Here is a 12,998-nt window from a genome sequence, read left to right as displayed (position 1 = left end):
TTAGCCGGCTTTTTTATGGTAAAGAAAGGGGTATAAGTGCAATATCAACTGATCGAAACGCAAAATCAATTAAATGATTTTGTAGAAAAAATAACAGGAAAACCGGTACTGGCAATTGATACCGAGTTTATGCGTCGTCGTACGCTTTACCCTGAAGTTGCACTTATTCAAGTATACGATGGTGAGCATTTAGCGTTAATCGACCCACTGGCTGAGTTGTCGCTTTTTGATTTTTGGCAAGTACTTAAAAACCCAGAGGTGTTAAAAGTATTGCATTCACCGTCAGAAGATATTGAAGTGTTTCAAAAATACGCTGGCTTTGTACCAACACCGCTGTTTGATACCCAATTTGCTCTACAAATACTAGGTCATGGAAACTGCATGGGCTTTGCCCACATGGTTAAAGAGTTACTTGATATCGAAATAGATAAAAGTGAATCGCGCACGAACTGGTTACAGCGCCCACTCACAGAAAAGCAGCTAGATTATGCCGCTGCTGATACGTATCACTTACTGCCTTGTTTTGAAATTATTAAAGAACAAATTGATGAAGCAGGCTTTTTTGACATTGTGATCAGCGAAAGCGAGTTAGTCGCGCAAAAACGTGCTTACCAACCACCTGCAGAGCAGCTTTACAAAGATATTAAAAATGCTTGGCAATTACGACCGCACGACTTAGCTGTATTGCGCGAACTTGCCGCATGGCGCCGTGAAAAGGCAGAGCGCAAAAACCTCGCGCTTAACTTCGTGGTAAAAGAGCACAACATGGTTGAAATTGCTAAGCGCAAGCCTGCAAGTTTAAATGCGTTACGCAGAGTGCCAGGTGTTGAACCAATGGAAGTTAACCGTTCAGGCGTAGAAATTTTAAAATGTATTGAGCGTGGTAAAGCCGTTCCTGTTAGCGAACAACCTGCACAACTAAAACGTTTAATCGATTTTCCGGCATACAAAAAAGCGGCTAAAGATATTAAACAAAAAATTACCAAAGCTGCAAAAGAGCAGGGTATTCCTGAAGATGTATTGGCCTCTAAAAAACAGATTAACCAACTGATCAGCTGGAATTGGAAGCTCGATGCCGATGAGCGTAAAGCTGCATCAAAGCCAGATCTGTTTAACTCATGGCGCTATGAGTATGTGAAAGACGTACTTAAAGAGTGGCAAAACTAAGTAACTAACTTTTTAAAGGGCTTTTGTATGCTTTGTATTCGTACTAAAAGCCCTGAAACTTACTGCGTTTACGCGTAACCTCTAACCAATGCAGTAAGTTATTATCATATCGTTTTAATCGTTGCTTTTGTTTCGATGTTAAATAATAAAATGGCGCGAATATAAAATAGCCATGACCAATGATTACCACACAATTAAAGCCATATTTAGAGTATTGTTTAATTAGTTTAGTTTTGTTTGGCTCAATATGAACACTCCCAAACGCTGAGCTATAAAAAATACCGTGACGACATATAGTCAGCTCATTTTTACTGCTCAATACCAAAAAAGTAATGACTAACGATGTAAGCATAAAAGCCAGCAAAAGTAGCTCATAGAGCGGATGCTTTTGGGATGTCGCTTTTAGAATAGACAATGTTAAAACAGCTAAAGTCACGAGGAACGCAATTGTGCTTTTCTCTGAACTCTTCCTTAAATTCAATACTTTCATTCTCAGTCCCTGAGAGGCTTTTTTAATATAGTACTTCGCTACTTAGATAAAACAATCTGCCAAAAAAATGAAAGTAAAAGCTGTTTTTAATGTTTTATTATTAATTTTTAATGCTGTGTTTTATTTAGTTTGTTGAAATTAAATAAGATATTGAACGGTGAAAGATATAATAATAAATGTAAAATAGGTTGGTAGAATAAGCCACGTTATATATCTTCATTAAGGATTATGAGTCATTGAAATGGCCAAGCTGTTCTTTGCATATATTTTTATGAAAATGATCGACGCGAGCATATTAATGTATTTAACTTTACATAAAAGATTTAAAAAACTTGTGATAGCAATACCTTAAGTAATTTGTTAAAACTATATCAAAGAGGTAAGCCACATAACAAACCGCTGTAGATTGGGAGGAACATGCTGGGATTAAAGAATGTGAATCGTCCCCGCTTGTTAATATAGCCATCCTTTTTGTCCCTATGCGAGATGGGTGGTACATTTAAGGATATTCCCGCAATTAATTTTCGCGTTGGTATTTTTAAAATATAAACAGATGCATAGAACGGAAATTTAGGAGCGCTTTAGTGAAAGGGACTGCATTCATTCTTCTCATCGTAGCAGTTTTCGGTATTCTTAAATTCATTGCTCCGAAGATTGTTGAGTTTGTGCCGGAGTGGGCAAATGGACTCATTTTTCTCATTGTATTTTTAGTTTTATGTTTTCAATTTGGGCGATTTATCTTTAAACACCGAAGAAAGGACGATTAGCTGTTTGTTTTAAAGCGCATAACAAACAATTTAAGCCGTCATTCGGTCGTTTCCACAGTGTGTTTTTGGCATCAATAGGATTAATATATGGAAAACTATGCACTAGCTGGCTTGGGGTTACTGGTACTGTTCAATATATTGATTAGTATAGTAATTTATAAAAGAAATGATTTTGAAACTTTTCAAAAAGTAGCACAAATAGTGCTGGTTTGGTTACTCCCTGTCATAGGTGGAGCGGGAATCTTGATATTCTATAAAAGTATAGATAAACCAATCAGGAAACCAGAAAGCTTTGCAAAACGTTCTGAAGGCAATAGCTCCTGGCAAGATGAACCCTAATAAAGAGCTATGAGTGAACGACTATTCAAATTAAATCCAAGTCATGAACTCACGTGTTTAAAGCAAGCTCATTCCTAAAATAACCCTACAAACCAAGTAAAATCTTATCTAAGTTTTGTTTTGATTTAGCAACGCTTTGTAGTGGGGTTAACCCGTTTGGGTATTCTTCTTGCTCAAGCACTAACCACTTGGTGTTGCCGTGCGACTCTAAAGTATCGATGATGGCAGGCCAATCAATGTTGTTTTCGCCGATAATAGGGCTCATGTTGCTACCCTCAACTGTACGTACTTTAATGTGCGTAGCAAGCGTGCGGTTAGGGTACTTTTTAATAAAGTAGATTGGATCTTTAGCAGCGTAATTGACCCAGCCAATATCTAACTGCAATGGCATGGTTTTGGGGGTATTAGTGGCAATGTAATCCCAAAACGTTGCGTTATTAAATGCATTAAACTCTTTATTATGATTGTGAAAACCGATCTTCATATCAAAGCGAGTTGCATAATCACTGACCTTAGTAAGCTCTTTAACCAGAGATTTAACTCCCACAGGGTGCCATGCTCTTTCATCCCAAGGTACATAAAGTGTAGTAACGCCAAGGGTCTTGTAAAACAGCAGGGTGCTATCAATAGTGTTTTCACTGAGTACATCAAAGCCTATATGGGCACTACTGGCAACTAAGCCTAATTCACTGAGCTTTGCTTTTAAGGCTGCTGGATTATTTGAGTATGGGCCAAAGTCTCCGGCAAACTCCACGCCGTCAAACCCCATTTCGGCAAGAGACTTAAGCGTACCATGAAAGTCATTTTTTAAGGTGTCTTTGACTGACCATAGCTGTACACTCACTGGCAGTTTTGCGAATAATTGACCACTAAATACAAGGCTAATAATGAGCAATAAAATGCGGGTTTTAAACATACTTCAATCCTAAAAAAAGCAGGGGGCTGACCCCCTGCACTGTGTTACAAATAACACAAGGGGGAAAGTTAATCGGTATAGGCGTACTCGCTCAGACCAAGCTCAGCTAAAACCTGATCTAAATGGGCTTTTGCTTCATCAGAAGGGCCAGGGTAATCACCTGCAATAGGCACATTGCCTAGGTAGCCAATGTCTTTACAGCCCTCTGGCGTACAGAAAAAGGCAGCAAGCACTAACTCTTTAAAGCGTAAAAAGGCTTTACCAATGCGCTGAAATTGAGCAGGTGTTTGCTCGTTTAAAAACGCAATATCGTCTAAAATCGCGCGATGTTGCTTTTCATTAAGTGCAACAAATTGCTTTTTAAAACGAAGCTGTGCTTCATCGTTAAGCCACGCTAATGAATTTAAAATTTTAATTCTATCGCGTTGTTGGCCTTCATAAGGCGCGCTCACCCATTCATTAATAACGGCCGGTACTTGTAGCTCACTGGCTGAAGGTATAGCCCCTTCGCGCGGTACAATGTAATCAGATAAAAGCGCTACTAACGTGAGTTCGTCTGCTGTTAAGGTTAGCGGCCAAGGTGATTCTGGTGGCATCACTAAATTTGGATCTTGACCATAGCCTTTAGCGGTTACAGGCTTGATATCTAAATCAGGCCAATGCTCTTTTGCAGAGACTGCAACGTCATCTTCTAGTGCTTTTGTGCAGCCAGCAGTTAAACCAATCGCCGAGCCTGCAGCTAATAGACCAAGCCATTTTAAAGACTCACGGCGGCTCATGTTTGAAACATAGTTATATGAGTCGTGTTCGTTACGATGATGCATAATTAAAGTACCCCGTTATCAATTTGTTGAGCAAGCCAAGTTGAATTACGCATTGCCAGTGTCATGATGGTGAGCGTACAGTTTTTATGAGGGTTAGAAGCAAATACACCGGCATCCATCACAAATAGGTTATTACAATCCCATGTTTGACCCCATTGATTGGTGACAGAGTCTTTCTTTGAGCTGCCCATTCGTGTGGTGCCCACTTCGTGAATGATTTCACCACCTTTTGAAATTGCTTTTTCAGCAGGCGGGAGTTCGCCAACGGTCGCACCCATGTTTTCTAGAATTTGCTTCGCAGTTTTTAAACCATGTTCGATTTGCTTTAATTCTCTGTCAGACCACTTAAAGTGGAACTTTGATACCGGAATACCCCATTTGTCTTTAACGTTTTCGTCAATTTCCATGTAGGTATCTTTGTTCGGTAACATCTCGCCACGCAGCGCAAAACCAACGTAAGAGCCATATGCATCACGAATTTGCTGTTTAAGGGCAGGGCCATAGCCTTGTTTATCACCCGATACACCCGAGCCTGGTTGTCTAAAGCCACCGCCAATTTCAAAGTGATAACCACGTGGGAAATCTAATTCATTGTTAGCTTGTGCTTGATGACCCCACCAAGGAATAAATAAGTGATTAGCGGTATGTCCATCTTCGTTATAACGTGGGCGACCTTTAAGTGCCGGAATTTGCGCACCTAACCATGCACCCGTCGAATCCATCAAGTTTCGACCTACTTGGCCACTTGAGTTAGCAAGGCCTTTTGGGTGCTTTTTATTCTTTGAATTTAATAAAATACGCGCTGATTCACAGGCGCTGGCGGCTAAGATAACCACATCGGCATCAATAGCATGTTCGGTTACCGTGTGTTTATCAACATAAGTTACGCCAGTGACTTTACCTTGCTCATCAACTTTGACTGATTTAACCATGGCATCAGTAATAACTTTTAAGTTACCAGTGGCTTTTGCCATAGGTAATAGCGATGTAGTAGTTTGAAAAGCAGCACCAATTGAACAACCAGAGCCACAAGGTGTCGCATAAAAACAGGCCATGCGATCATCTTTAGGGCGGGTTAATACTGCACGATGCATCGGTACTGCTTGAATGCCCATTTTCTTTGCAGAAGCGGCAATTAAAAGCTCAGGAACACGTGGCTTTGGTGGCGGCTGTAAAATACCCGGTGACGAGTCTGGCATATCTTCATGGCCTGTATTGGTGCCACATACACCCACAAGTTCTTCGGTTTTATCGTACCAAGGCGCTAAGTCAGCGTATTCAAATGGCCAGTCGGCACCGTGACCATCACGGCTTTTGCCTTTAAAATCGTGCTCACTGAAGCGTAATGAATAGCGGCCCCAGTGGTTAGTTCGACCACCTAACATACGTGCGCGCCACCAATAAAAGTCACTCCCTTTAGCACTTGTGTATGGCTCATCAGGTACTTGCCAGCCGCCATCAACGGTTGCATCGTAAAAGCCAAAGTTTTTGTCTTTGTTACCTGCACCCATAAGTGGTGCTTCGCTGTTACGACGAAACATCGGGCTTTCTGTTTTCGGGTCATAATTACGACCTGCTTCAAGTAATAACACTTTGTGGCCAAGTTTAGTTAGCGTATATGCGGCCATTGCACCGCCAGCACCAGAGCCAACAACTAATACCTTATGTTTAAAATCAGACATCTTATAGCTCCTTGATTTTTATATTTTTAAACCACACTTTGTCACCATGGTCTTGAAGCCCGATATGACCTTGTTCAGCCGTTGCAAAGTTTTTCCAAGTTGCAAACTTACTGCCTTTAACAAGGGTGTTCCATGTTGTACTGCCAATCACAATGCTGGTGGTGCTAATACCGTTTTGCCAAACTTGTAAGTGGTTGTCTTGCATTTTAATGCGTACATGGTTCCAGCTATTTGCTGGTTTGTGCGCCGCAACTGGTGCTGCAAATAAATCGTAAATTGACCCAGCCAAGTGCGAGTCAATTTCAGTATCTGGGTGTTCTTCGTTATCGATAATTTGAATTTCAGGTGCATGAGAGTAAATCATCTGTCCGGTTTCATCAGCTAACACAAAAATACCGCTATTGCCTTTGGTAGAGATTTTCCAATCAATCTGTAATTCAAAGTTTTGGTACTGCTTTTTAGTAAGCAGGTCGCCACCACCTTTGGTTAATGTCATAGCGCCATCTTCAACCACCCATGCAGGATTTAAAGATTCGCTTTTAAAATTACGCCATTGCGACATATCTTTGCCATCAAATAATAACTGCCAACCAGCTTGCTTTTCTTGTTGTGTAAGCTGATTATCAGCCGCATTAGCGAGTGCACAGCTACTAACGGTGAGCATTAAAGTCAGTGCTTTAAGAGATTTAAACATAGTGTTCCTCGACGATTTACTTGCTTAAGACGCACATTTTTCGGTGCGTTTGTTGTTATTAATTACTAAATGCAACCCAATGAATGCGACGATTAAAATAATTGGGAAGATCAGTAGGTTTTGTAATACAGCCTGTCCGGCTAAAATTTCAATTTGTTCTGCGCTTGCGCCACTTGCTTCTGCCGATGAGCGTGCTGTATCTATCCAGCTACCAATTACAGGGTTCCAGATACTCATAGCAAACATGCCTGCACCGCCCATTAACGACATACCCAGCGCTCCTGACTTTGGAATGTATTCAGCAACGCAGCCAAGCATGGTCGGCCAAAAGTAGGTAACGCCAAGTGCAAAAAGCATCGCTGCTAGATAAATCATGCTGCCCTCTGCTTGGCTCATCATAAAAATACCTAAGCTTGCACAAATGGCAGATCCAAGTAATACACCGGTAGGGTTGAGCTTATGCACAATGGGGCCTGCAAAGAAGCGACCAACCGCCATTAAGCCGGTGATCAGGGCTAATACCATCATAGGAGAGGCACCCGATGAACCTAAAATACGCTCAATCCATTGCTGAGTGCCAAATTCAGTGGTTGCGGTAAACGTCATGCAGGCAATTAAAAAGATGTATAACGGCGTAAATAAGTGGCGAATATTGCTGCTGGTAGAGTGAGTACGCGTATCAAAGCGTGGAAATTGTGCTTTGATCAGCATAGCGCCATAGATAACCGTAGGAATTAAAATTAACGCTACTTGCCATTGCCAGTTTAAGCCTGCTCCCGACATAAAATTCGAAGCAAGTGCGCCAATCACAATGCCACCTGGGAACCAAACATGAAAACGGTTTAGCATAGTTGTAGTGTTTTTAGGGTACATTTCTGCAATTAGTGGGTTACAGCCAGCTTCAACAGCGCCGTTGGCAAAACCAATTAAAAAGGTAGAAACCAGTAAGCCCCAAAAACCATCAGCTGTTATCGTCAAAACAAGACCAAGTAAATGACAGATAAACGCTAACGCCACTAATTTTTTCGCGCCAATGGCATTATAAATAATACCGCCGACCATAGTCGCAACCGGAAAGCCTAAAAATGCCATGGCATTAACCCAACCTAATTCGGTGTCGGTTAAGCCAAACTCACTGCCAAGTTGACCCAAAATACCAGCACGAATGGCAAAGGTCATAGAGGTCACAATCAGTGCTATACAGCAAAGCCGAAAGACAATGCGGTTATAATTATTGTTGTCCATATTGTGTGTCCTGTGTGTTCTATTGTTGTCGGTTTTATAAACCTAAAATTCGATTATTACGCTCAGTGTTTGTTGCGCCACTGGCAAAATCGTCAAAGGCTTTATCTGTTGGGTTTATTATGTGTGCTTTAATAAACTCAGCGCCTTCTCTTGCCCCATCTTCTGGGTGCTTTAAGCAGCATTCCCATTCAAGTACAGCCCAACCATCAAAACCATATTGAGTTAACTTGCTGAAGATTTGCTTAAAATCTACTTGGCCATCACCTAAAGAACGAAAACGCCCTGGTCGGTCTTGCCAGTTTTGAAATCCGCCATAAACACCTGAGCGGCCATTTGCGATAAATTCTGCATCTTTGACATGAAACGCCTTAATGCGCGAATGATAAATATCGATAAACGCTAAATAGTCGAGCTGTTGCAATACAAAATGGCTCGGATCATAAAGAATATTAACGCGTGGGTGATTATTGGTTGCTGCTAAAAAGCGCTCAAATGTCACACCATCATGCAGGTCTTCACCCGGATGTAATTCATAACACACGTCCACGCCATGCTCGTCAAAGCAATCTAAAATGGGTAACCAGCGCTTAGCAAGTTCACTAAAGCCTTGTTCGACAAGTCCTTGTGGACGCTGTGGCCACGGGTAAAAGGTATGCCATAAAAAAGAACCCGAGAATGTCGCATGGGTTGTTAAGCCAAGGTTTTTACTTGCTTTAGCAGCCATCATCAGTTGCTCTGTTGCCCACTTTGTTCGCGCTGCAGGGTTACCTTTTACATGCTCTGCGGCAAAGTTATCGAACATTTCATCGTAGGCAGGGTGAACAGCAATTAACTGGCCTTGCAAATGTGTTGATAGCTCTGAAATTGTAAGTCCATACTCTGTAGCAATACCAGTGACTTCATCGCAGTAATGCTGGCTTTGAGCTGCTTTTTCTAAATCAAAAATAGTCGGGTTTGAGGTTGGCACTTGAATCGCTTTGTAACCTAAACCGCTTGCCCATTCACATAAACCTTGAAAGCTATTGAACGGGGCTTGCTCTGAAATAAACTGCGCCAAAAATATTGCTGGCCCTTTGATTTTATTCATTCTTTATTATCCAATCTGTAATTTGTGCCATTTAGTATCTTGTTTAGCTGAAGCAACAACATGCTCAATAAACGCCATGCCACGCACAGCCTCATTGATGCCTGGCACATCAAATGCTGAATTTGTTGCGTTGTCGCCTTGCTTAAATGCATGGATCTGCGCTGCAAAATTGCTGTAAATGTTGGCAAATGCTTCAAGGTAGCCTTCTGTGTGACCGGCAGGGGCGCGCAGGGCATTTTGCGTGTCAGGGTGTAATTCACCTACGCCCGCTCTAAGTAATGTTGCGGCTTGATTGTGGCCTCGTAGCCATAAGCTATTTGGCTCAAGTTGCGACCATTCAAGACTGGCTTTATCGCCATAAATTCGCAGACGTAAGTTGTTTTCATCTCCAACAGCAATTTGGCTTGCCAGTAAAACGCCTTTACAACCATTATTGAATCTAAGTAGCACAGTGCCATCATCATCAAGGGCTCGGCCTTCAACTACATGGTTTAAATCGGCGCAAAGCTCGGTGATTTCGAGATCAGAGACATACTCGGCTAAGTTAGCTGCATGCACGCCAATGTCGCCCATACAACAACTAATACCAGACTTACTGGTGTCTAAACGCCAGCTCGCTTGCTTTGAGCCCTCGTCTTCACGTTGAGATAACCAGCCTTGGGTGTACTCAACAATCACTTTACGTATGGTGCCGAGCTCGCCTGCTTTTACGCGATGCTTGGCTTCTTTAACCATAGGGTAACCGGTGTAAGTGTGGGTTAACCCATATAAAACCTGCTGCTTTGCAATGATGCTTTGTAATTGCTCTGCTTCTGCGAGAGTCAGCGTTGCAGGTTTATCTGAGAGCACATGAAAGCCATACTCAAGCGCCATTTTCGCGACCGGAAAATGTAAATGGTTTGGCGTGACAATAGCCACAAAATCAATACGCTCATCAGCGGGTAATTTTGCTTCTTCGGTAAATAGCGTCTGGTAACTGTCGTAGCAACGGCTGCTATCAAGCCCAAGTAGTTCGCCGGTTGCTTTACATTTGTGTGCGTCTGAACTGAATGCACCTGCAACAAGCTCAATCATTCCGTCTAATCGCGCTGCAATTCGATGAATAGCGCCAATGAAGGCACCATCGCCACCGCCTACCATTGCCATGCGGATCTTAGCTTTGCTCATCTTAAGCGCTCCTAAATTTAAATAGCGTCTGCTACTGTTAATGTCATGTTATTGATAATAGGAAAGCTTAACCAATAAGCGCTAATAAAAATTCGGTTGACACTGCAACAAAATCGGCGTTTAAAATATATAGGGCTGTTCTTTATTGAGACAAAATTAAGCGATGGATATTCAAGAAATAATAAAAAAAGCTGGCGTAAATCAGCTAATTGCTGCATTTGATTTACTGCCAGATATCCTCTTTTGGGTAAAAGACACAGATAGTAGAATCTTGCATTGTAATCAGCATTTTATTGAGCATCAGGGTTATAAAACACTGGAGCAAATATTGCTAAAAACAGACTTCGATTTTTCACCAAAGCACCTTGCGTTTCAGTACGTCAATGACGATAAACGGGTGATGGAAGGCTACATAGTGACTGACCGTTTAGAGCTTAACCAAACCCAACAAGGTGAGCTTGGTTGGTTTTCTACATCAAAGCATGCTTTAAAAGATCACGATGGCAATGTGATTGGCACTTACGGAGTAACCCGACATCTACAAAAAACCTCAAAAGCGCTTTCACACGTAAGGGCAATTGAAGAGCCGGTAAAATTTATTCGCGAGCATTATCATCGTCAGATCAGCATTGATGAATTAGCTGAGCTTGCACACTTGTCGGTAAGTGCTTTAGAGCGCCGTTTTAAAAAACACTTAGCAAAAACACCTAATCAATTTATAAACGAAGTACGCCTAGAAAATGCCCGCAAGCTGCTAATTGAAACGCAACTGCCCATTTCACAAGTGGCCTACCAGTGTGGGTTTTCTGAACCAAGTTACTTCAGCAAACAATTTCGGCGTTTGTTTGGTGAAATTCCCTCACAAATGCGCTCGCAATTAGGCGATTAAATTGCCTCTCTCGCCATTAAAATAGCCCCTTGCTCTGCACTGGCAAGGGCGGGGGTTAAATGCGCTTTACTGGCATCAGTTAAGTAAGGCGTGATGGCATTGGCAATGCCGCCCATTAAGGTGACGTTTTCAATACCTTGTTTTTCAAAGTAAGCGATATAGCGGCTAATGTATGCGCACGCTTCATTGATTAATTGCTGGCAAAAAGCATCGTCAGAATGGCTAAAAACGAGCGGCGCAAATTTGGCAAGCTCAGCCGGGCGCGCTGATATTAAACGCTGACTTAACGCTTGGCTTGAGTCGCAGTTAAGCTCGGTGAGTAGGGTATCTATTGCAGCTGAACTTTGCGCAACACCATCAAGCACTTCAAATGCTTTACGGCAAAGTTGTAAGCCTAACCAACCACCACTGGCACCATCGCTCAGTAATAAACCGTAACCACCTAATTCGCTAAATTGGTTTTGCTGCTGGTAGCCTGCGCAAAAGCCCGTACCAAGAATAATCACCGCGCCATCATGGTGTTGATGTGCGCCTTTACAGGCAATCAGCATATCTGTAGACAGGGTAAATTTAGCAAAAGGGTGCTGCCATTTGGTCATAGCTTGGTAAGCTGAGTCGATATTGGCACCGGCAAGTCCTGCATGCACATAAGTGTTTTTCAGCTCGCTTAAGGCAAGCCCAGCCTCAAGAAATGCAACTTCAGTAGCGTGAAGTATTGACTCTTGGCTTTGTTGGCTGCTGGTGGCCACGTTTGCTGAGCCACTTATGGCTTCACTAAGCAATAAGCCATTTTCGTTTTCTAAACGAACTTTACACTTACTGCCGCCGCCATCAATACCTAAAAAATACGTTGCTTTGCTTGCCATGTTTAATCCTTTGAAAGTAGCTTATTGATAGCCTCAGCGTTAATTGCACCGTTTTCGTTGTGCACGCATGAGTGTACATGCACAGCTGCATTGGCTGAATGGTTTTTTATTAATTGCCAAAGTGTTGCCGCGTTTTCTAAAGTAACGCCACCACCCATAACAATTTCTATCTGATTAGCGCTGTGCACTAAGTATGTGTTGAGCTGATTTAGACCATCAACAGCACTTTGACTGCTTTGCCATGGCGTGCCCGCTGTTAAGATGCGGTCAACCTCTAAGCTAATCAGTTTATCAAGTGTGCTTAACGGGTTTGTAAGAGTATCGAATGCACGGTGAAAGGTCACCATCAGGCCATGCTGTTTGGCTGTGGCTACTAAAGAGCGGATCACCTCAAAATCAAGTTCGCCGTGCTTTACTGCACCAAATACCACGCCATGTGCCCCCGCATTCGCTACCATTGTTATTTGTTTTTGCATAACTTGGTGACACTCAGTACTAACAATAAAGTTGCCTGCTTCAGGGCGTATCATCACCACTAACTCTGCGCTATTAGTCAGGCTTTTTACAGCGCAATCAATTGCTTTAACACTTGGTGTTAGGCCACCTAGGTGTAAATTACTGCACAATTCAAAGCGCTTTGAACCTAAGTTACTAGCCACCGAAATGTTGTTAGCAAGCTGCTTTAAGCACCCTTCGTTTAGGCATACTTCGAGAAATTTACCATTATTCATGGGCGTGTTTTTACCATATCTATTACACCTATTTTTTAGTTACTCAATCTGTGAGTCATCAACAAATACGCAAGATGTTAAATTATTATTTATTATCAATAAATTACATAATATTTTAAGTTTTCTTTGCTAAG

Annotated in this window: 12 protein-coding genes; 3 read left to right on the top strand and 9 right to left on the bottom strand. The window is 42.1% G+C overall.

Features of this window, described 5'->3' with window-relative positions:
- Nucleotides 1–36: 36 nt before the first annotated feature.
- Together rnd and HUS61_RS06365 are read left to right on the top strand one after the other, a co-directional pair.
- Complete coding sequence (rnd, locus tag HUS61_RS06370) at nt 37–1,167, top strand: ribonuclease D (RefSeq protein ID WP_175081556.1); 1,131 nt, start codon at nt 37–39, stop codon at nt 1,165–1,167.
- A 1,344-nt stretch (nt 1,168–2,511) separates the two neighbouring features.
- Entirely contained in the window at nt 2,512–2,763 is a 252-nt protein-coding gene (locus tag HUS61_RS06365; RefSeq protein ID WP_175081555.1) for a hypothetical protein, read from the top strand.
- An 85-nt stretch (nt 2,764–2,848) separates the two neighbouring features.
- Here the strand turns inward: HUS61_RS06365 and HUS61_RS06360 are convergent, their stop codons facing one another.
- The 7 genes from HUS61_RS06360 to HUS61_RS06330 all read right to left on the bottom strand — a co-directional run bounded on the left by HUS61_RS06360 (nt 2,849) and on the right by HUS61_RS06330 (nt 10,378).
- Nucleotides 2,849–3,679 carry a sugar phosphate isomerase/epimerase gene (locus HUS61_RS06360; RefSeq protein ID WP_175081554.1) on the bottom strand — a complete coding sequence of 277 codons (831 nt, stop codon included), beginning with the start codon at nt 3,677–3,679 and terminating at the stop codon, nt 2,849–2,851.
- Between the two features lie 68 nt (nt 3,680–3,747).
- Nucleotides 3,748–4,503 (bottom strand): gluconate 2-dehydrogenase subunit 3 family protein, encoded by a 756-nt coding sequence (locus tag HUS61_RS06355; protein ID WP_119852938.1) that lies wholly within the window; start codon nt 4,501–4,503, stop codon nt 3,748–3,750.
- Between the two features lie 2 nt (nt 4,504–4,505).
- Complete coding sequence (locus tag HUS61_RS06350; protein ID WP_175081553.1) at nt 4,506–6,185, bottom strand: GMC family oxidoreductase; 1,680 nt, start codon at nt 6,183–6,185, stop codon at nt 4,506–4,508.
- 1 nt (nt 6,186) lies between these two features.
- Entirely contained in the window at nt 6,187–6,879 is a 693-nt protein-coding gene (locus HUS61_RS06345) for a DUF1080 domain-containing protein (protein WP_054552038.1), read from the bottom strand.
- 24 nt (nt 6,880–6,903) lie between these two features.
- On the bottom strand, nt 6,904–8,124 hold the full coding sequence (locus HUS61_RS06340; RefSeq protein ID WP_175081552.1) for a sugar MFS transporter: 1,221 nt from the start codon (nt 8,122–8,124) through the stop codon (nt 6,904–6,906).
- A 34-nt stretch (nt 8,125–8,158) separates the two neighbouring features.
- The gene (locus HUS61_RS06335; RefSeq protein WP_175081551.1) at nt 8,159–9,211 is read right to left on the bottom strand and encodes a sugar phosphate isomerase/epimerase; all 1,053 of its coding nucleotides are present in this window, start codon (nt 9,209–9,211) and stop codon (nt 8,159–8,161) included.
- Between the two features lie 6 nt (nt 9,212–9,217).
- Nucleotides 9,218–10,378 carry a Gfo/Idh/MocA family protein gene (locus HUS61_RS06330; protein ID WP_175081550.1) on the bottom strand — a complete coding sequence of 387 codons (1,161 nt, stop codon included), beginning with the start codon at nt 10,376–10,378 and terminating at the stop codon, nt 9,218–9,220.
- A 163-nt stretch (nt 10,379–10,541) separates the two neighbouring features.
- Between HUS61_RS06330 and HUS61_RS06325 the strand changes: the two genes are divergently transcribed.
- Nucleotides 10,542–11,267: an AraC family transcriptional regulator gene (locus HUS61_RS06325; RefSeq protein ID WP_054552042.1), complete on the top strand. Its 726-nt coding sequence runs from the start codon at nt 10,542–10,544 to the stop codon at nt 11,265–11,267.
- Here the strand turns inward: HUS61_RS06325 and HUS61_RS06320 are convergent.
- Nucleotides 11,264–12,133, bottom strand: coding sequence for a BadF/BadG/BcrA/BcrD ATPase family protein (locus HUS61_RS06320; protein ID WP_175081549.1), 870 nt, complete (start codon nt 12,131–12,133; stop codon nt 11,264–11,266). The two genes, HUS61_RS06325 and HUS61_RS06320, sit on opposite strands and share 4 nt — an antisense overlap.
- A gap of 2 nt (nt 12,134–12,135) precedes the next feature.
- Entirely contained in the window at nt 12,136–12,864 is a 729-nt protein-coding gene (locus HUS61_RS06315) for a copper homeostasis protein CutC (protein ID WP_175081548.1), read from the bottom strand.
- Between the last annotated feature and the right edge of the window lie 134 nt (nt 12,865–12,998).

Source organism: Pseudoalteromonas sp. 0802 (assembly GCF_013350085.1).
Taxonomy (GTDB): domain Bacteria; phylum Pseudomonadota; class Gammaproteobacteria; order Enterobacterales; family Alteromonadaceae; genus Pseudoalteromonas.
This window is presented reverse-complemented; position numbering and strand designations above follow the sequence as displayed.